General features: G+C 50.6%; 17 protein-coding genes. 9 read left to right on the plus strand and 8 right to left on the minus strand.

The window, feature by feature from the left end:
* Positions 1-119: 119 nt before the first annotated feature.
* The gene (locus tag F566_RS0116135) at positions 120-2,078 is read right to left on the minus strand and encodes an AarF/UbiB family protein (protein ID WP_020408048.1); all 1,959 of its coding nucleotides are present in this window, start codon (positions 2,076-2,078) and stop codon (positions 120-122) included.
* 222 nt (positions 2,079-2,300) lie between these two features.
* Here F566_RS0116135 and F566_RS35540 point away from each other — a divergent pair, with 222 nt between their 5' ends.
* Together F566_RS35540 and F566_RS34920 are read left to right on the plus strand one after the other, a co-directional pair.
* Positions 2,301-2,498 (plus strand): hypothetical protein, encoded by a 198-nt coding sequence (locus F566_RS35540; protein WP_020408049.1) that lies wholly within the window; start codon positions 2,301-2,303, stop codon positions 2,496-2,498.
* 12 nt (positions 2,499-2,510) lie between these two features.
* Positions 2,511-3,191 (plus strand): SDR family NAD(P)-dependent oxidoreductase, encoded by a 681-nt coding sequence (locus F566_RS34920; RefSeq protein ID WP_020408050.1) that lies wholly within the window; start codon positions 2,511-2,513, stop codon positions 3,189-3,191.
* Between the two features lie 38 nt (positions 3,192-3,229).
* Here F566_RS34920 and F566_RS0116145 read toward each other — a convergent pair whose 3' ends face one another.
* On the minus strand, positions 3,230-4,510 hold the full coding sequence (locus F566_RS0116145; RefSeq protein ID WP_020408051.1) for an MFS transporter: 1,281 nt from the start codon (positions 4,508-4,510) through the stop codon (positions 3,230-3,232).
* A 182-nt stretch (positions 4,511-4,692) separates the two neighbouring features.
* Here F566_RS0116145 and F566_RS0116150 point away from each other — a divergent pair, with 182 nt between their 5' ends.
* From F566_RS0116150 to F566_RS0116165, 4 genes are all read left to right on the plus strand, one after another.
* Complete coding sequence (locus F566_RS0116150) at positions 4,693-5,211, plus strand: cupin domain-containing protein (RefSeq protein WP_020408052.1); 519 nt, start codon at positions 4,693-4,695, stop codon at positions 5,209-5,211.
* A gap of 99 nt (positions 5,212-5,310) precedes the next feature.
* On the plus strand, positions 5,311-5,865 hold the full coding sequence (locus F566_RS0116155) for a hydrolase (protein WP_020408053.1): 555 nt from the start codon (positions 5,311-5,313) through the stop codon (positions 5,863-5,865).
* Positions 5,866-5,912: 47 nt separating this feature from the next.
* The gene (locus F566_RS33150) at positions 5,913-6,815 is read left to right on the plus strand and encodes a D-hexose-6-phosphate mutarotase (protein ID WP_020408054.1); all 903 of its coding nucleotides are present in this window, start codon (positions 5,913-5,915) and stop codon (positions 6,813-6,815) included.
* Between the two features lie 132 nt (positions 6,816-6,947).
* Positions 6,948-7,514, plus strand: coding sequence for an MOSC domain-containing protein (locus tag F566_RS0116165; protein WP_020408055.1), 567 nt, complete (start codon positions 6,948-6,950; stop codon positions 7,512-7,514).
* A gap of 325 nt (positions 7,515-7,839) precedes the next feature.
* On the opposite strand, the gene F566_RS0116170 is transcribed toward F566_RS0116165, so the two are convergent.
* Together F566_RS0116170 and F566_RS0116175 are read right to left on the minus strand one after the other, a co-directional pair.
* The gene (locus tag F566_RS0116170) at positions 7,840-8,517 is read right to left on the minus strand and encodes an SCO family protein (RefSeq protein ID WP_020408056.1); all 678 of its coding nucleotides are present in this window, start codon (positions 8,515-8,517) and stop codon (positions 7,840-7,842) included.
* Positions 8,518-8,661: 144 nt separating this feature from the next.
* Positions 8,662-9,252, minus strand: coding sequence for a DNA-3-methyladenine glycosylase I (locus tag F566_RS0116175; protein ID WP_020408057.1), 591 nt, complete (start codon positions 9,250-9,252; stop codon positions 8,662-8,664).
* Here F566_RS0116175 and F566_RS33155 point away from each other — a divergent pair.
* The 3 genes from F566_RS33155 to F566_RS0116190 all read left to right on the plus strand — a co-directional run bounded on the left by F566_RS33155 (position 9,246) and on the right by F566_RS0116190 (position 13,594).
* Complete coding sequence (locus F566_RS33155) at positions 9,246-9,890, plus strand: DUF4112 domain-containing protein (RefSeq protein ID WP_211210677.1); 645 nt, start codon at positions 9,246-9,248, stop codon at positions 9,888-9,890. The genes F566_RS0116175 and F566_RS33155 overlap by 7 nt on opposite strands.
* A 105-nt stretch (positions 9,891-9,995) precedes the next feature.
* The gene (locus F566_RS0116185; protein ID WP_020408059.1) at positions 9,996-11,861 is read left to right on the plus strand and encodes an ABC transporter transmembrane domain-containing protein; all 1,866 of its coding nucleotides are present in this window, start codon (positions 9,996-9,998) and stop codon (positions 11,859-11,861) included.
* Positions 11,861-13,594: an ABC transporter ATP-binding protein gene (locus F566_RS0116190; RefSeq protein WP_020408060.1), complete on the plus strand. Its 1,734-nt coding sequence runs from the start codon at positions 11,861-11,863 to the stop codon at positions 13,592-13,594. The genes F566_RS0116185 and F566_RS0116190 overlap by 1 nt, the downstream gene beginning before the upstream one ends.
* A 20-nt stretch (positions 13,595-13,614) precedes the next feature.
* Here the strand turns inward: F566_RS0116190 and choV are convergent, their stop codons facing one another.
* From choV to betA, 4 genes are all read right to left on the minus strand, one after another.
* Positions 13,615-14,805 carry a choline ABC transporter ATP-binding protein gene (gene choV, locus F566_RS0116195; protein WP_020408061.1) on the minus strand — a complete coding sequence of 397 codons (1,191 nt, stop codon included), beginning with the start codon at positions 14,803-14,805 and terminating at the stop codon, positions 13,615-13,617.
* A gap of 24 nt (positions 14,806-14,829) precedes the next feature.
* Complete coding sequence (choW, locus tag F566_RS0116200; protein WP_020408062.1) at positions 14,830-15,657, minus strand: choline ABC transporter permease subunit; 828 nt, start codon at positions 15,655-15,657, stop codon at positions 14,830-14,832.
* Between the two features lie 13 nt (positions 15,658-15,670).
* Positions 15,671-16,600 (minus strand): choline ABC transporter substrate-binding protein, encoded by a 930-nt coding sequence (locus F566_RS0116205; RefSeq protein WP_026180050.1) that lies wholly within the window; start codon positions 16,598-16,600, stop codon positions 15,671-15,673.
* Between the two features lie 107 nt (positions 16,601-16,707).
* Complete coding sequence (betA, locus tag F566_RS0116210; protein WP_020408064.1) at positions 16,708-18,384, minus strand: choline dehydrogenase; 1,677 nt, start codon at positions 18,382-18,384, stop codon at positions 16,708-16,710.
* Between the last annotated feature and the right edge of the window lie 20 nt (positions 18,385-18,404).

An 18,404-nucleotide genomic window follows, 5' to 3' on the forward strand; every position in this document is an offset into this window, starting at 1 on the left:
TTTTATCCACATCCACACAGGATCGGAGATCGAATTCGACGAAAGTTGAAGAATATTTTTCTGAAATGTGACCTGATTCCAAAGGCGAAAATAAAAATCAGACAGAATTTCTGATCGACTCACCCCGGCAACAATCGATCCTGAAAGCGCCTCAGACGGTTTTGTATCCGATCTTTGGTCAGATGATAGGGAAATAATGCCACCCCCAACCCCAGATCTGTCAGCATCTGAGTTCTGGGCAACCCCTCGTAGAGGTTCAGATAGGTACCAGCCATCGCGGTCAAAGAACGACTGAGATGCAGGTAGTCACTCTGCACGATGATCCCCAGATGGTATGTATTGGAAAGAAGATGCATGACCGACTGCAGCCTTCGATGCAGGCCGGGACGCCCCTCCCTGAAAAGCACTTTCCACGGCCGGTGACCAAGCGGCTCGACCTGCTTTTTGGCCAGCGTGTCAGCCAATGCATGACGGATAACACCTCTGCGCTCGCGATTAAACTCAGGCTGTGTACTCATATCGATCAACGCATCGGTCAACTGATCGATATCCCCCGAAATTGCCCCCACAACATAATCCCACACCAGCGCCCACTTCCCTTCCATAGCCACGGTATTCCCCCAATCAATCAGGTAAAGCCTGCCTTCAGGCGTCACCATAATGTTGCCGGGATGAAGATCACCATGAAACTCCTGGTAGATCAGGACGTGCTGAAGAACCGTGTACAAGAAGCGCTGAGCCACTCGGCGCTGGATCTTACCCTTTTCGGCACCGGCAATTTCTTTCACCAGACGATCAACAGACACAGCAGTGTCCAGATACTCCATTTCTATGACCCGTCCTGTGGCAGAATAAAGGCGCGGAACAGCCCAACACTCCCCTTCCAGGGAGCGTTCGAAAAAACGATTCTGGACAGCCGCTTCACCTTCGAAATTCAACTCCTGCTCAAACCCTTTGGCAAACTCCTTCACCTGCTTGGACATCGCCTCAAGAAACGGCAGCAGCTTGGAATGAGGCGCCCAGTATTGGCTGGAAATCAACATCAGCTCCAGCGCCAGAGCCCCCATCTGAAACTCTCTTTCCAGGTTATGCCTGGCCACTTTCACCACAAGAGGGATCAGGACTTCTTCGCCATTCCGTATAACCGGTTTCTTGGCAACATACACCGAGCCAATAGAGCCTGACCTTAAGGGCTTTGAAACATCAAAATGGAAGTATATTTCCTGTGGCGTCTTACCATAACATTCCAAAAACGCCTGATTGACCTCCTCTGCGGTCATGGGACTGACATCTTGCTGAAATACCCGTAATTCGCTGGCAATCTCCTCAGGAAGGAAATCGGCATTCGCGGCGGCCACCTGCGCCATCTTGATAAACAAGGGGCCAAACTCTCTGACCATTTGCGCAACAATCTGCGCCTGGGTAGCGAAGTCCTTGGGATCTGTCTGCAGGAAGGGCTTGATATAACGGATAGCCCGTATCTGGCGACGCAGTATCACCAGATCACTCCGCAGCACTCTCGCCTTGATCAGCATATCGCTGATCGCCACCTGATTAACCCGACGCAGGTGTTTGGTCCGGTTGACCAGATCAACCAGCAAAGGCTCATAGGTCCTCAGTACCGAGCGAATAATCTCCAGGTTAAGCTCGACCAGCCCTTTAAGTTCCGGCGCGCTGATCAGCTCATGAAAGAAATCCCAAAATTCATCAACCAGCGCCTCAGGCACTTCCACTGGACTGCGGGAAACCACCTGCTTGACCAGAAACTGAATCAGACCTTCAGTGGTTTCTTCGTTTGGAATCAGTTTGTATTTGCGCAAGTACCGGGTTAGCGCCCTGGATTGTTCTGAGATCGGATGTTGATAGAGCGCTTCGAACAGGCTGTCCAGTTCATCGGAAAGCTGATCACGGCTTATGGGCTCATCATTCAATAACAACTGCACCAGAGGCGCAAAGGCGGCAGGCAACCTGACCGTACTGACAGCCAACTGCCCTGCACCACGCAAAACCCTGTCAGTTCGGCGACGCAGTACGGGAAAGTTAATTTCGATGAAATTCTTGGATTCGGGACTAGTCATGCAGTGTTGATGAGGTCCGGGCTAATCACAATGGTAAAGCAGCTTAACAAGTTCAGTAGCGTTGAAACAGAGTTTTATGGCGAAATTGGAACGAACACCCACTATTTCCCTATTTTTTCCTTGCATGTCTATTCCTTCCCCTCTTCAGAGATGATCAGCGCGACAGCCACAATGTTTTACCTGTTCACATCACTATTTACATCAACAGACTTAGCAGGTTAAATGACCCACGGTCAAATAACAAAAGCAGCCAAAGCACAACTCATTTTCGATAACACTAAAGCTGACCGTAAACACTTACCTACACCAATAATAATATTAAGACCTGGAAAACATCTCATGATAAAAACTGCACTCATTACAGGCGCATCGTCAGGCATTGGACTTGCACTGGCCAGACAGTTTGCCGCCGAAGGCTAGAATTTAGTCCTGGTGGCCCGCCGCCAGACGCAACTGGAGCAACTCTCCGAACAATTAAACAACGAATTCAACATCAGCAGCCAGTACATAGCGCTCGACCTCAGCCGTAAAAACTCTGCTCGCGCATTATATGAGGAAGTCAAATTCCGCAATCTGGAGATTGACTGCCTTGTTAACAATGCTGGTCGCGGTCACTATGGTGCGTTCATCAATCAGGACAGGGAAGTCAGTGAAGAAACAATTCACCTGAATATCACCACCCTGACCTCTTTATGCCAGCTGTTTGGCAAGGACTTTGCGGATCGAGGTAACGGCCGCATCCTGAATATCGCATCAGTGGCAGGCTTTATTCCCGGGCCCAGCATGGCCATATACAACGCCAGCAAAGCTTATGTTCTCTCACTCTCCAGAGCCTTGCATGCGGAGCTTTCTGGCTCTGGTGTAACAGTGACTGCCTCATGCCCTGGCCCGACAAAATCAGAGTTCTTCGACCGGGCTGGCGCGGATGAGCTGAAAGCCATGGAATACATTAAGCTGATGCCAGCCGAGCAGGTGGCGAAAGAAGCCTATAAAGCCCTGATAAAAGGACACCCCGTCGTGATTCATGGCATATTGAATAAAATGATGGCCGAAACCACACGCTGGATCCCCAGATCCTGGGTCGCACCGATGGTGAAAAGCCTGATGCGTTGAGGCCTGCACCAGGCGGCAGACATCAAACAGCCTCCCCATTACTGCAGCCTGAGCTGCCTAACCCGCAACCATTCCTGCTGAGAATGGGGACTGTGACGAAAATGAAGCACCACCACCGCCGCTATCAACAGGCTGATAGCCCCAGCCAACAGGTAAAGCATTTCATAACCGACAAAGGAAGCAATCACACCACTCAGCACACTGGCGACCCCGGCAAACATAACCTGGATACAGGCCTGAAAGCTGTAATCCGCCCCTTCATGAGCCTCTCGACAGTAATGCATCATGACGGCAAACAACGCCACAGTACTCATACTGTCCACCAACTGCTCAAACATGGTCAAGGCCAACAGCTCCGCCATTGAGAGCCCTCCAGCGGCGATCAGACTGATACTGGCCAGACTGACAGCCTGCAGCAGAGCCAGACCGGCTAGACTATTGCGGGGACCAAGACGATCATAAACACCTCCACCGGCAAACACTGCAGCAACGCCGACCAGAGATGACAACAAGGTGATAGAACCGATTTCACTCAGACTCAACCCAATATCCACCAACATCGGCTTGATCATCCCCGAGGCCAGACTGTCCGGCAGTTTGAATAACAGTAGAACAGCTATCCACCAGAAAATTCCCGGCTGCCTGAGAAACGCCAGATATGTCTGAAACGGTAAAAGTAGAGGTTTACCGACCTCGGGCTCTGTTGTCTGCGGATGGTCAGGAAACGTTTTCGACTCACCGAACAAGAGGATCGGCAGCAGGCAAAAGGCCAGGACGACCACCATGCCAAACATACTCGCAGACCACCCCACCAGATCTATCGACATCAATAACAGGCTGGAGCATACAATCATCCCGATCTTGTAGCCTCCCACCTGTAAAGCATTCCCCCAACCTCGCAGAGGTGGAGGTAATAACTTAACCGCCAATCCGTCTGTGGCAATATCCTGTGTGGATGCCCCCAGATTCAGGCCAAGTATCAAAACAAGGAAACCAGCGATCATAAGGGGGGTCAAATGATCGGGCGAAATAAGCGCCATACCACCCAGCATCAACATAGACCAGACAATCATAGTCACGATCCACCCCCGATGCTGCCCCCACCCGAATAGATTGCGCTTATCAACCCATGGCGCCCAGATAAATTTTAATACCCAGGGTAGCGCCAGGAGTTTGATAAATCCGATGTATTCCAGGGGCACTCCATTCTCTCGCATAACCGGTGGCAACACATGGGCCACCAGCCCCGCAGGGAAACCCTGAGCAAAATACAGACTCAACAACAATACTGAATGAAACGGTGTAAACCTGAAGACCAATTTGCTGATTCCTTAACGCCCATTTGAAGCTCAAACAACTTTCCAGAGCTTCCTGAATACTGGCAATATTATGATAATCACCTCATCATTTTCATCTACTGATAAAGCCCAATGCATCTACCAATAAACGCTACTGCATCTCTCAACAAGCGCATTTATCAACAAAAGATTATGAGAAAAATATGACCCAGCCCCCGGAACAGCCAACAGAAAGTTTACCGACAGCTGCTTATAGAAAAATCCAGCAACTTGGTCTTGAACCACACCCTGAAGGGGGATATTACCGGCGGTTTTTCACCTCGAATACAAATATTTCCACGCCGACCGGGGAGCGTCCTTCCGCCACCATGATTTACTACCTACTCCCTCAGGGAGCCTTTTCCCAATGGCACAGGCTTCGTCAGGAGGAGATCTGGATTTTCATGGAAGGAGATCCCATTTCAGTTCACCATATTGATACCGAGGGCGTTGTACACACTGACCTGCTGGGCCGGGAAGCTCACCACAAAGGACAAACCGTGATACCCGGAAACCTTTGGTTTGCCGCAACTCCCACAGAGCAACCTATCGAAGGTTACTCCCTGGCCTGCTGCATGGTCACACCAGGATTCGACTTTGCAGACTTTGAACTGGGAAACAGAGATAGCCTGATACGACAATTCCCCCATTTATCCGATCTAATCTCACGACTCACCAGGTAAGATATTCATCGTATCGTAACGACTGGGGTAACATAAAGATAATGACACCAAGGCCAGACACAAACCTTGGCACACAGACCATGAAAACGAGGACAAACCATGAGCAACGATTTACTCAACGCAAAAGACTGCGTTCTGGTTCTGGTGGATATTCAGGGCAAGCTAGCCCAATTGATGACAGACAAAGAAACCCTGTTTCAGCAATTGAGCCGACTGGTACAGGGCACTCTGCTATTTGATATTCCCATCATCTGGATGGAACAGGTCCCCGACAAACTCGGCCCCACCATAGGCGAAGTGGCCGAACACCTTCCACACCTTCAGCCTATTCCCAAATCCGCCTTCGGCTGTTACGGTGAACCGGCCTTTGTTTCCGCACTGGAAAGCTCAGGGAAGAAAACTGTTTTATTGGCCGGCATAGAAAGCCACGTTTGTGTTTACCAAAGCTGCGTGGAACTGCTGAACAACGAATACCAGGTCGTGACAGTCAATGACGCCATATCTTCGCGCACAGAGCAGAACAGACAGCTTGGCCTGAACAAGATGAAAGACATGGGGGCTATTCCCTCCAGTGTGGAAATGCTGTTGTTTGAATTACAACAAAAAGCTGAAGGTGATCGCTTCCGTGCCATGTCAAAGCTGTTTCGGGATTAAGCCAAAGCGACTCGAATTAAAATACTAGCCAGGGATTAAGAAGCAAGATGCCTATCGATATCGATCTATCTGACCTTAAAACGGTCAAAGTCCGCGATGCGGGTGCATTTGAAATTCTGGAAATTGAACGGGATGATTGCATAGGCTCCATCTCGCTTATGGGAGGTCAGGTGTTGACCTATTCCAGTCATGGACAACGACCCATACTATGGGAAAACTCCCGCCTGGAACTAAGCGCCAGTGCAGCCCTGAGACAAGGCATCCCCATCTGCTGGCCCTGGTTTGGCCCACTGAGCCAGAATCAGAAACCTGTCATCCAGCAATTCCAGCAGGATCAGCCACCCAGCCATGGTTACGTCCGGGACAGCATCTGGGAGTTGGTCAGCGTTAACGAGAAAGCTGAATTTACCGAAGTGATTCTGGCAAAAGGCCTTGATCAGCCAGGGCTACAGGGTCTCGGAGTTACCATGAGCTATCGTTTCAGTGACCGTCTGGAATGCCGATTAACCTCACACAATCAGACCAAACAGCCGGTAAACCTGAGCTTTGCACTACACACCTATCTCGCAGTGAGTGATATTAAAAATATCAGCATCCACGATCTGGATGGTATCCCCTATATCGACTCTCTGGATCGGGGAGCCAAACATGTGCAGGCCGGCCATGTGGCCTTCGATAAAGAAGTTGACCGGATTTACTACAACACGCCCCCCCTCATCCGGGTGAAGGATGCTGGCTGGAACCGGACCATCTCTTTGGAGGCTCCGGAAAGCCACTCTTCCGTTATCTGGAACCCGTGGATCGACAAGAGTAAACGCTTATCCCAATTCACCCCGGATAGTTATCGGGAAATGGTCTGTGTTGAAACAGCAAGAGCCGCGAGTGATTTCGTAGAAATTCCGGCGAGCGAACAGCACCAGGTAACGTTAACCCTGAGGTCCAGCAGTTGAGGGCACCGGTAATTTAGGGAACTGCCGACAACCGGACAGTTCCTTTGCTGGGTTTTACTCGCTTTTTAAACCACTCCATTTGCCTTGATTTATTGAATCTGAACCATAGAAGCTAAACAGGAGCCTCAACCAATGCACTTGTCTTTAAAGGAACTGGAAGACGGGCTGGACTTTATCAAACAATCCCCCAAAGAAAATGGGAAAGTGGAACATATCGTGTGCCGCCCTGAAGTCGGCACACGCCGGGACCTGGAAGCAGGTGAACTGGACCTGAAGCTCGGCCTGGTGGGAGACAACTGGAAGACCCGGGGAAACAGAAAAACGCCTGACGGAGCCGCGCATCCGGACACTCAGCTCAACCTGATGAATTCGAGAGTCATCGAGCTGATTGCTAAAACCCGGGATCGTTGGAAGCTGGCCGGGGATCAATTGTATGTCGACTTAGACTTAAGCCCTGACAACCTTCCACCCGGCACCGAACTGGCCATTGGCGATGCGATTATCCAGGTGACCGCAGAACCACACCTGGGCTGCAAAAAGTTTATGGAGAGATACGGAAAAGATGCCACGGTGTTCGTTAACTCCAAGCAAGGCAAAGCGATCAATCTGAGAGGAGTTAACGCAAAAGTGATCAAACCAGGTCATGTCAGAACGGGTGACGTTATCAGAAAAATCGGACTGGGTGACAGTGGCAACTGAAAGCGAAGTAATCATCGAAGCGTTGGAGGAATAATTGGCGGATGCCATGCTGACTTCAGATTCCAAGGCGTTGGACCAATAGCTCTCGGATTCACCGATCTTCACTAGCATCCAGCGTAACCCTACGCTTCACCCTAATCCGGCTTAAAGAAAGTCCTAACCGCTGGCAAGTGATCCCCGCTCACTCTTCCTTGTTCAAGGGCGAGTAATACCACCAGAAACATTCTGGTCCCTGCAGAATTCTGGCCACCAATACTCAAACCATTAAGAGCAGCAGGATGGCCAGAGTAGACTGACACGAAAAATACAGGGAACGGGAATACGCTTAGTGGCAGGGCATGTACTCTGCCGTAAGATCATACAGTGACGTCAAAGGTGGAATGACACCTTCCATTGCCGTGTATAGTGCCTCTGCCTTGTGGGGTCCTTTGACAATGGCCACAAACTCACCAGCCGGGTTGACCAGGGCCATATTATCGCTGTGACTGACAATATAGTTACCCTCTTCATCGGGCTCTTCAATTTCAAAAACAGTGTTCAGCTGCACTGCCAGGGCTCTGATTTTCTCTACAGAGCCCGTTAAACCCGCAAAGTCCGGATCAAAGTATTGCAGATACTCCTTAAGTCTTTCTGGTGTATCCCTGGCAGGATCAAGCGTGACATGAACCACTTTGACCGGGTAGGCAGGAAACTCCTCCTTCCAGCGCTTCATCACCGTATTGATTGCAGCAAGATTAGTGGGGCAGATATCCGGACAAGACAAATACCCAAAGTTTACTAACACCCATTGGCCCTGGTAATCGGCCAGGGATGACGGCTGATTATCCAGATTGGTCAGCGTCACTGGCTGCAAAGTTCTGGGGGCTGGATAAACATAGGTATGCACCTTGGCCAAAGCCTGAGCGTCAACCTGTTTGCCGACGGTAAAATACCATCCGGCCAAAAGCCCTACCAGCGCAGCACTGACGGCAATCAACAAAGTGGAAAGTCTGGATTTCATCATCTATTGGCCCACATCCAAGTGTCCTGTAACTTATCATCGCCTGAGTTTTTCAGGCTCGAACGGCGAAGCAAGATAGCATACGATCCCGAGCAATGGGAACATCCCAAACAGCTCAATACGACTGGATAACAATATGACATTTAATCAAAGTGAAAAACGGGACACCGCCTCACAACATTCCTGATGCTGGGGGCAATCTGTCAGGTGGTCATTCACCATACCAACGGCCTGCATAAAGGCATAGACGATCGTTGTCCCCACAAAACTGAACCCCGCCTTTTTCAGCGCTTTCGACATTTTATCCGACAGCTCCGTATTGGCAGGCACATCCTCCATCGCCCGAAAAAGATTGATCTGAGGCTTACCATCAAGAAAATCCCACAGATAGTGAGCAAACCCCGCGCCCTTTTCCTGTATTTCCAGATAAGCTCGGGCATTCTTGATGATCGATTGTATTTTAAGGCGGTTGCGGACAATGCCAGAATTCTGCATCAACGCTTCCACTTCGCCCTCCCCCCATAAAGCAATCACAGCAGGGTCAAAACCGGCATAGGCCTCTTCATAACTTTTTTGTTTCTTTAATATGGTGATCCATGAAAGTCCGGCCTGCTGACCATCAAGGCACAGCTTCTCAAACAATTCCCGGGAATCCGCCACCGGTCGCCCCCAAACCTGATCGTGATAGTGAACATACAGTGGATCTGATCCACACCAGGGGCATCGTTCAATTGACATTGTACAGTCCTAATCTTATGTTTTCGGGAATAGCTGTTCAGTTCGCCAGTTTCCATCAATCATCTGGTGAAATTCAACTGACAATCAGCGACCCGGTCAGGAGACAGATCATCAAAGAACAACCCACCGCCGAAAGCAAAGCACTGTCACCTGGCATACATAAGCAGAGTCGGGACACAGAAATCGCGAAAAGCGAATACCGCCAGGCACTCAGCCGGCTTGAAAGCTTTGCCACCTGGATGGATTCTCAATACACCATTCCCGGTACTTCTATCCGCTTCGGCTGGGATATGATTATCGGACTGATCCCCGTCCTGGGAGACCTGCTGACATTTTTCCTGTCAGGATACGTCCTGAGGGAAGCAAAAAGACTGGGGGCACCACGAGGTTTGATCCGCAAGATGATATTGAATATTGTGATCGACTTCGTAGGAGGGTTGATTCCCGTATTCGGCGATATATTCGACCTCTTTTATCGATCAAGCACTCGTAATCTGAACCTGCTGAAAGATTACCTGGTCAACCAGATCGATCCTCCCGTAGAACCAAGACCCATTCCCTGGGTGTGGTTGTCACTCATTTTGGCAGCCCTGGTGTTACTAATGCTCTATCTTCTCTCGACACCACCAGCCAATTAGGGAACCAGAGCCAGCTGACTCCAGAGAACACCAACATTGCCTGCACCGGCGATATGTCGACCCCTGTATCGGGACTATGTACAGTTAGACGGAACTGCTCTATCAATGAGAATTTTTTGGGAACTGAAATATTTTTTTAAGGCCAATCAAAAGCAGTACTGGCTTGCGGTCAGCCTGCTGACGATTGTCGCCCTCCTGTTAATGATACCGCCCAAACTGATCGGCGATATTGTCGATGCGATCGTCAATCAGCGTCTGGACAGTACTACGCTGACTCTCACCGGCATCTGGTTATTCGTTCTGGCCGTGGTGATCTATATTGCCAGAGTTTTGTGGCGAATATTCCTGTTCGGCGCCAGTCACAAACTGGCTGCCGAAACGCGTATGAATCTTTACCGTCACTGGCTGAAGTTATCGCCGTCCTATTTCCAACGCAACAAGCTGGGCGATCTGATGGCCCATGCCACCAATGATGTCGAGGCCCTGCAAATGACCGCCGGAGAAGGCATATTGGCAGCTTTTGACGGCCTGCTCACCGGTCTGATCGTTCTCGCCATGATGGTTTTTACGATCAGTTGGGAGCTGACCATTGCTGCCTTTATTCCCTGGCCGATTGCCGCCCTTTTTATGTACAGGTTCGGGCGTGAACTGCATTCTGGTTTTGCGACCGCCCAGGACTCCTTCGGCCAGTTAACCGATATTGGACAGGAGACGGTTTCCGGAGTCAGGACAATCAAATCTTACGGTCAGGAAGACGATATCCAGTCCAGGTACAACGCCATCGCCAAAACTTCATCAAACGCCTATATGAAGGTTGCGGCGACTGATGCCAAATACCACCCCACCATCGGCATCACGATTGGCGCCTCCTTTCTGATGACACTGGTATACGGAGGTTGGATGATCATTCACCAACGCCTGACCCTGGGCCAGTTGACCAGTTTCACCATGTACCTGGGCTATATGATCTGGCCCATGTTTGCATTCGGCTGGATGCTGAATATTGCAGAGAGAGGATCCGCCGCCTTCAAACGGATTACCCGTTTACTCAATGAACGACCGGATATCATCGACAACGGCAAGGGCACAAATTTACCCGGGTATGACCTGGCGGTTGAATTGACCGAATTCCATTATCCAAACTATCTATCAACCACTGCCGACAGGCAGGCGAGCAAACCATCACAGACGACAGCGCAAGACAGTGAAGGCAGCGAAAACGGCATACAAAGTGGGATAGGAAGCGAAAGCCCGGGCGACAAGGCTGCTCTCCCTGTGCTGAATAATCTAAGTTTCAGCCTGAACGAGTCGGGGACCCTTGGCATTACCGGCCCGACAGGTAGCGGTAAAACCACGTTATTGAGATTGCTGCTGCGGGAGTATGAATCAGCGGATGTTAAAGTCCTGTGGGGTGGCGTCCAAGTCCAGAACCTGCAACTGGAGGTGCTGCGCCACCACATTGCCTATGTCCCCCAGGAACCTTTTCTGTTCAGCACCAGCATTCGGGAAAACCTTTTACTCGGCCACGCTCAGGCTACACAGAGTGACCTTGAACGGGTCATTGAGATTGCAGCTTTGCAGGAAGATATCAATAGCCTGCCCAAAGGACTCGATACCATGGTTGGAGAACGGGGAGTTACTCTGTCCGGAGGACAAAAGCAGCGGGTGGCTCTGGCACGTGCGCTACTCAGAGAAGCCCCGATACTCATTCTCGATGACGCCTTGTCCGCCGTCGACACCGGTACGGAAACACGCATCCTGACGCACCTGAAAAACAGTGTCAGACAACAAACGACAATCATCGTATCTCATCGCCTGTCGGCCCTTCGGCACGCAGAACAGATTCTGGTTTTGCAGGACGGCCGCATCCGCGAACAGGGAAGTCACGCAGAACTACTGGCGCGCCAGGACTGGTACGCCAGCATCTATGCACTTCAACAAATTGAAACAGCGCTGGATCGGGAACACTAATGCACTGGAAGGTCTTTCAACGTTTACTCAGATTCAGCCTAGTCCACAAGCGGCTATGGCTCTGGGGACTGCTTACACTACTCATTGCCACCCTTTGCGATGTCGCCGGCCCCTACCTGATCAAAGTCTTTATTGACGACTATCTCACCCAGGGAGTCTATATCAGTGATGCCACACTGAAACTTCTGGCGTTTTATCTGGCCGCGATGTTTATCGGCGCCGCCGGACATTACGCCCAGTCCCTGTTGTTCAGCAAAGTGGCACTTTCGGTGGTTGAGACTTTGCGTGAACAGGTATTCCACGCCGTCATTCATCGCCCGGTTGCCTATTTCGACACAACATCCACAGGCGCAATCGTATCCCGACTGACCAATGATTCAGAAGCCATCAAAGAGCTGTTCCTGAATGTCATCGCCACCTTTATTCAGAACATTGTGCTGGTTGCGGGTATTTTCATCATGATGGGAATTCTGGACCTGCGACTGATGCTGGTTAGCGCACTGATTCTGCCCCTTATTATCCTTGCCATGTGGGGATATCAACGTCTGAGCACCCCTCTGTTCCAGAGGGTTCGCTCTCTGCTGAGCGACATTAATGCCCGTCTTCACGAATCCTTGAGCGGCATGTCAGTGATTCAGTCATTGAACCAACAGCAGAAATTTGAACATCAATTCGACGATACAGTACAGCAGCACTATCTCTGGCGGGTCCGTAACGTGCGACTTGACGGCTTGATGCTCAGAGCACTGGTGGACTTCATGAGCATGCTGGCCCTGGCGGCCATTGTCTACTCCTTTGGTCTGACTTCACTGGAAGGAAGCGTCGAGATTGGCGTTCTCTATGCGTTCATCAACTACCTGGGCAGGTTTGTTGAGCCCTTGATTGAACTGACACAACGTCTGAATATCATGCAGCAGTCCCTGGTTGCCGGCCAAAGAGTGTTTGAATTGCTCGACGCACCGATTGAACAGCATGACGGAACAGCCCGGATACAACGGGGTGACATTGAAGCGCGCCATCTCAATTTCAGCTACGACAATGAAACCCAGGTACTGGCTGATGTTTCGTTCAAAATCGCACCGGGTCAGATGTTGGGAGTGGTAGGACGTACCGGCAGTGGTAAAAGCACGCTCACCCAATTACTTCTGCGCTTTTACCCTGTGGAAGCAGAAATGCTGTTCATTGATGGAACCTCTATAAAGGATATCAGCACTGACAGCTTGCGGCAGTCAGTCTGCATGGTGGAACAGGAACCCTTTCTGTTTCAGGGCACCCTGGAAGAAAACCTCAGAATGGGCCAGAGTTTTAGCCCAGAGGAACTTACTTCAGCGTTAGATCAGGTGGGGCTTGGCCCCATGCTCAGTCGGCTACCGGAAGGAATACACACTGTTCTGGGGGAGCGTGGCAGCCGACTTTCCAACGGTGAGCGTCACTTGGTGGCCATTGCCCGGGCATTATTACGAAAACCCAAAATACTGATATTGGATGAAGCAACAGCAACCGTTGATTCTGCAAGCGAAGCGCTGGTACAGGAAACCATTCAGAAACTGCGCGGCAACTTAACACTCATCGTTATCGCCCATCGTCTGTCGACCATCAAAGACGCGGACAACATTCTGGTATTACATCATGGAAGGCTGGTTGAAGAAGGGAATCATCTTTCCCTATTGGAAAAAAGAGGGCTGTATGAACACCTTTACAGTATCCAGACAGCCCATTTAGTGTTGGATTAAACCAACTCTGCGAAAATCAATCAGGCCTGCGCGGCCTGCTCATCCAGATGACATCCGAGCAAGGCGTGATAAATATTCTGATCATTGATCACGCCGGTAATCTCTTCGCCGTTACCGACCAGTAGAGCGTGCCCGGTCACGTGACGGATCTCCACCAGATCGCGCATTAATGTATTGTTCGGGATAATGGTTGGCTTTTCTTCCAACGCCCCAATCGGCTGGTTTTCACTCCAGCGCTGAACATCAAACCGCGTATCCGCGTACCTCACCCTGGTTTCTTCCGGCTTTGCGGCAGGCTTTAACCAGTAGTCGTACCTGGAACTGATACAGATCTCACCTTCATCATTGCCCGGTTCACCCAAAGGTTTCATTAATGACCTGGCCTGCAGCACATTGACCGGATTGGTGTGCGCCACAAAATTACGAACATATTCTGTTGCCGGATTCAGGACAATATTTTCAGGAGTGTCGTGCTGCACGATCACACCGTCTTTCATTATCGCGATGTGGTTACCCAGTTTCAGAGCTTCATCAAGGTCGTGACTAACAAAAACCACGGTCTTGTTAAGCTTTTCCTGGAGACGCAGCAGTTCATCCTGCAGCTGACTTCTGATCAGAGGATCCAGTGCGGAAAACGGCTCATCCATTAAGATGATGTCGGTTTCCATGGCCAGTGCGCGCGCCAGACCAACTCGCTGCTGCATACCACCGGAAAGCTCTCCTGGCTTGGAGTTTTTCCACTTATCCAGGCCGACCAGCTCGAGCTGCTCATCCACTTTAGCCTGCAACTCCTTCTTGGTCATTCCACGCCTTTCCAGTCCGAAGGCCACATTCTCAGCCACTGTCAACCAGGGCATCAGGGCAAACTTCTGGAACACCATGGTGATGCGCTCAAGGCGTAGCCTTCTTTGCTGCTCTTCGCTCAGAGAAAAGAAGTCCTGCTCCCCTTCTTCGGTATCGATCAGCACCTGCCCCCGGGAAATTTTGTTCAGACCGTTAGCAGTTCTCAACAAACTCGATTTTCCGGAACCAGACAATCCCATCAGCACGCAGATTTCACCTTTCTCCACCCGCAGACTGGCATTGTTGACGCCAACCGTCAGACCGGTTTTTTCATGAATTGCCCCACGATCCTCACCGCGGTCCAGCATCTCAAGAGCACGAGCCGGTTGGCTGCCAAAAACCACATCGACATTCTTGAATTCGATCATGTTTCATCCTCCTCCCAAGAGTGGCTATGCCTTCTTGAACATGCGATCAAGCAATATAGCGATCAATACAATCGCCAGACCCGCCTCGAACCCCGTGGCAATATCCACAGTATTCAGGGCTCTCACTACCGGTTTACCAAGACCGTCTGCACCGACCAGTGCCGCGATAACCACCATCGACAATGACAACATAATGCATTGGGTAACCCCCGCCAGAATGCTCGACATCGCCGCAGGAATTTCCACCTTGAACAACAAAGCCGTCGGCTTGCAACCGAAAGCTTTGCCGGCTTCCAGAAGCTCCTCCGGCACCTGTGTGATACCAAGATGGGTCAGACGTATCGGTGCGGCGATCGCAAAGATAATGGTCGAAATCAAACCGGGCACGACGCCCAGTCCAAACAGGGTCAACGTGGGGATCAGATAAACAAATGTCGGAATGGTTTGCATTAGATCCAGCAATGGACGCAATCCCCGATACAGCCAGGGCCGATGAGCCGCAGCGATTCCCACAGGTACTCCAAGGAGCACACAAAATCCGGTAGCGAACAATACCAGCGCGAGCGTTTCTATTGTCTCCTGCCAGTATCCCAGGTTCCAGATCAACCCGAGGCCAAGTACAACGAATATGGAGATTGACCAACGACGCTGCAACCACCCGGCTCCAGAAGCCACCAGCAGAATAAATGCCAGTGGGTGCAACATCATCAGCAGTTCTATCAGGCCCTGGATAACCGTCTCTAGAGAAACGGCTATCCAGTCAAAGAAACCTCCGCCATGGTCGGTCATAAAGTCGACCACAGCCTCCATCCATTCGCCGACTGGCAGTTTATATTGACTCATCCAGTCCATAATCGGTTCCTGCTTACATCAACTTAAGATGCTTTTTAAGAGCGGGAACGGCAGGCTTGCCATCGATCGTGTTAACACCTTGCAGCCACTTCTCGATTTCACTGAAGTTGGACTTCATCCACTCCGATGCAGCCACTTCAGGATCTTTCTTTTCATCCAGAATTGCTCCCATGACCTCGTTTTCCATTGCCAGTGAGAACTGCAGGTTTTTCAACAGAGCTCCAAGGTTCTGGCACTCATTCATCAGGCCGCTGCGAATATTCGTATAGACTGTGGCGCCGCCATAGTTGGGGCCAAAGAAGTCATCACCGCCGTCCAGATAAGTCAGCTCGAAGTTGGCATTCATTGGGTGTGGCTCCCATGCCAGGAAAACAATCCAGTCTTCGCGCTTCACAGAACGCTTAACCTGGGAAAGCATACCGGCTTCACTGGACTCAACCACTTTAAACCCTTCCAGGCCGAAAGCATTTTTGTCGATCATGTCCTGGATCAGACGATTGCCATCATTGCCTGGCTCGATACCGTAGATACGGCCATCAAACTTGTCTGCGTTCTTGGCAATATCAGCAAATGATTTGACGCCGGCTTCAGCGACATAGCTGGGCACAGCCAGAGTATATTTGGCACCTTCAAGGTTCTTTCCAACGACTTCTACAGTTTTGTCGTCAAGGTAGGGACGGATATCTGCCTCCATTGTAGGCATCCAGTTACCCAGAAAAATATCGAGATCACCATTGGCCAATGATTTGTAGGTGACCGGTACAGAAAGAAGCTGCGTCTTGGGTGCATATCCCAGAGCTTCCAGAACGACAGATGTCATGGCAGTGGTTGCCGTGATATCCGTCCAGCCGACGTCGGCAAAATTAACCTGTTTACATTCCTCTGCTGCCTGGGCGGTAACACTGCCAAATGCCAGAGTTGCCGCCACGATGAGTTGTTTCATACCTTTCATCTTTTTCCCCTGTTGTTTATTAAAAATCAACATCGGTAAATCAGCGTCCCTGCATCCACCCGTGAATTCATAATCGATTTCACGGGCTTTACTTCACACTACCTCTGCTGAGTTGAATAGTTAGGGTGAATCCATACCGGCGCCTGGGAAGGCGTCAGTAATTTGTTACCGAGAATGTGATCCGCACATTTCTCGGCCATCATGATGGTGGGGGCGTTCAGGTTTCCGCTGACGATGCTCGGCATAATAGAGGCATCGACCACACGGAGATTCCTGACACCGCGAACCCTGGCTTCAGAGTCCACTACCGCCATCGGATCATCATCAGCGCCCATCTTGCAGGTGCACGAAGGGTGATAGGCGCTGTCTGAATAGTTGCGAACAAATTCATCAATTTGCTCATCGGTCCGGACTTCTGCTCCTGGACGAAGTTCTTTGCCACGGAATGGATCCAGTGACTCTTGCTCAAATATTTCGCGGGTCAGCTTGACACACTGCCGCATTTCAAAACGGTCACGCTCAGTGGCCAGATAATTAGGCTGCAACAATGGATGCTTGCGCGGATCCTTGGATACGATCTTCATAAAACCGACTGAAGTAGGACGCATTGGACCAACATGAGCCTGGAATGCATGCTCCTGTGGATCTACCCGCCCATGGTCGATAACCTGTGACGGCAGGAAGTGATACTGGATATCGGGATGCTTCACACCGGCTTCTGTGCGGATAAAACCACCAGCTTCCAAGTGAGCGGTACGACAGGCGCTCTTGTCATGATTAATGAACCACTTCACCCCTTCCACGGTCTTACGTGGTTGCTGGGTGTAGTTATACAGAGTCAACGGCTGTGTACAGGCATTCTGCACATACAACTCAAGGTGATCCTGGAGATTCTGACCAACACCGGGCACATGAGATTTCACCTCAATTCCCAGAGACTGGAGCAGGGATTCATCGCCAATCCCAGAAAGCATCAGCAACTGAGGCGAATTGATCGCACCACCAGATAGTATGACTTCTTTCCGAGCCAATACCTGAATCACCTGCCCTTTCTGTTCGTATTCCACACCAATACAACGATCACCCTCGAACAACAGACGGGTTGCCAAGGCACCGGTCTCAGTCGTCAGATTCGAACGATCCAGAGCCGGGCGCAGATAGGCTTGAGCCGTACTCCAACGTTTCCCCTGTTTGATCGTCATATCCATGACACCAAAACCTTCCTGCTGATAACCGTTCATATCTTCTGTAAACGGATAACCGGCCTCCATTCCCGCCTTGATAAAGGCGTTAAAGAGCGGATTGGTTTCATCACCGGTATGGACGTTCAAAGGCCCTTTACCGCCACGATAATCATCTTCCCCTTTTTCGCGGGTCTCAGCTTTACGGAAATAAGGCAGGATGTCCTTATAGGACCAGCCTTTAGCACCCTCTTCTTCCCAGCGATCATAGTCCAGCGCATGGCCTCGTATATACACCATGGCATTCAGTGCCGAACCGCCGCCCCATACCCGTCCACGGGGCCAGTACAACTTACGCTGGTTCATAAATTCCTGAGGTTCGGTATGGTAGTACCAGTTGTACTTTTCATCACCAAGGTTATATGTCAGCGCTGCCGGCATATGGATCTTCCAGGTGTTGTCCCTGCGACCGGCTTCCAGAACCAGCACTTCATCACGGCCACTTTCGGTCAGCCGGTTAGCCAACACACAACCGGCTGAACCGGTTCCGACCACGATGTAATCAAAGCTTTTTGCATTACTCTTTACTGTCATGACTACGCCATCATTGCCAA

This window comes from Hahella ganghwensis DSM 17046, assembly GCF_000376785.1.
GTDB classification, from domain to species: Bacteria; Pseudomonadota; Gammaproteobacteria; order Pseudomonadales; family Oleiphilaceae; genus Hahella; species Hahella ganghwensis.

Bases quoted from the DNA above. Each gene is read 5' to 3' on its own strand.
- F566_RS0116135 (WP_020408048.1), bottom strand. From the start codon at position 2,078: ATGACTAGTCCCGAATCCAAGAATTTCATCGAAATTAACTTTCCCGTA.
- F566_RS35540 (WP_020408049.1), top strand. From the start codon at position 2,301: ATGACCCACGGTCAAATAACAAAAGCAGCCAAAGCACAACTCATTTTC.
- F566_RS0116150 (WP_020408052.1), top strand. From the start codon at position 4,693: ATGACCCAGCCCCCGGAACAGCCAACAGAAAGTTTACCGACAGCTGCT.
- F566_RS0116155 (WP_020408053.1), top strand. From the start codon at position 5,311: ATGAGCAACGATTTACTCAACGCAAAAGACTGCGTTCTGGTTCTGGTG.
- F566_RS33150 (WP_020408054.1), top strand. From the start codon at position 5,913: ATGCCTATCGATATCGATCTATCTGACCTTAAAACGGTCAAAGTCCGC.
- F566_RS0116165 (WP_020408055.1), top strand. From the start codon at position 6,948: ATGCACTTGTCTTTAAAGGAACTGGAAGACGGGCTGGACTTTATCAAA.
- F566_RS0116170 (WP_020408056.1), bottom strand. From the start codon at position 8,517: ATGATGAAATCCAGACTTTCCACTTTGTTGATTGCCGTCAGTGCTGCG.
- F566_RS0116175 (WP_020408057.1), bottom strand. From the start codon at position 9,252: ATGTCAATTGAACGATGCCCCTGGTGTGGATCAGATCCACTGTATGTT.
- F566_RS0116185 (WP_020408059.1), top strand. From the start codon at position 9,996: ATGAGAATTTTTTGGGAACTGAAATATTTTTTTAAGGCCAATCAAAAG.
- F566_RS0116190 (WP_020408060.1), top strand. From the start codon at position 11,861: ATGCACTGGAAGGTCTTTCAACGTTTACTCAGATTCAGCCTAGTCCAC.
- choV (WP_020408061.1), bottom strand. From the start codon at position 14,805: ATGATCGAATTCAAGAATGTCGATGTGGTTTTTGGCAGCCAACCGGCT.
- choW (WP_020408062.1), bottom strand. From the start codon at position 15,657: ATGGACTGGATGAGTCAATATAAACTGCCAGTCGGCGAATGGATGGAG.
- F566_RS0116205 (WP_026180050.1), bottom strand. From the start codon at position 16,600: ATGAAACAACTCATCGTGGCGGCAACTCTGGCATTTGGCAGTGTTACC.
- betA (WP_020408064.1), bottom strand. From the start codon at position 18,384: ATGACAGTAAAGAGTAATGCAAAAAGCTTTGATTACATCGTGGTCGGA.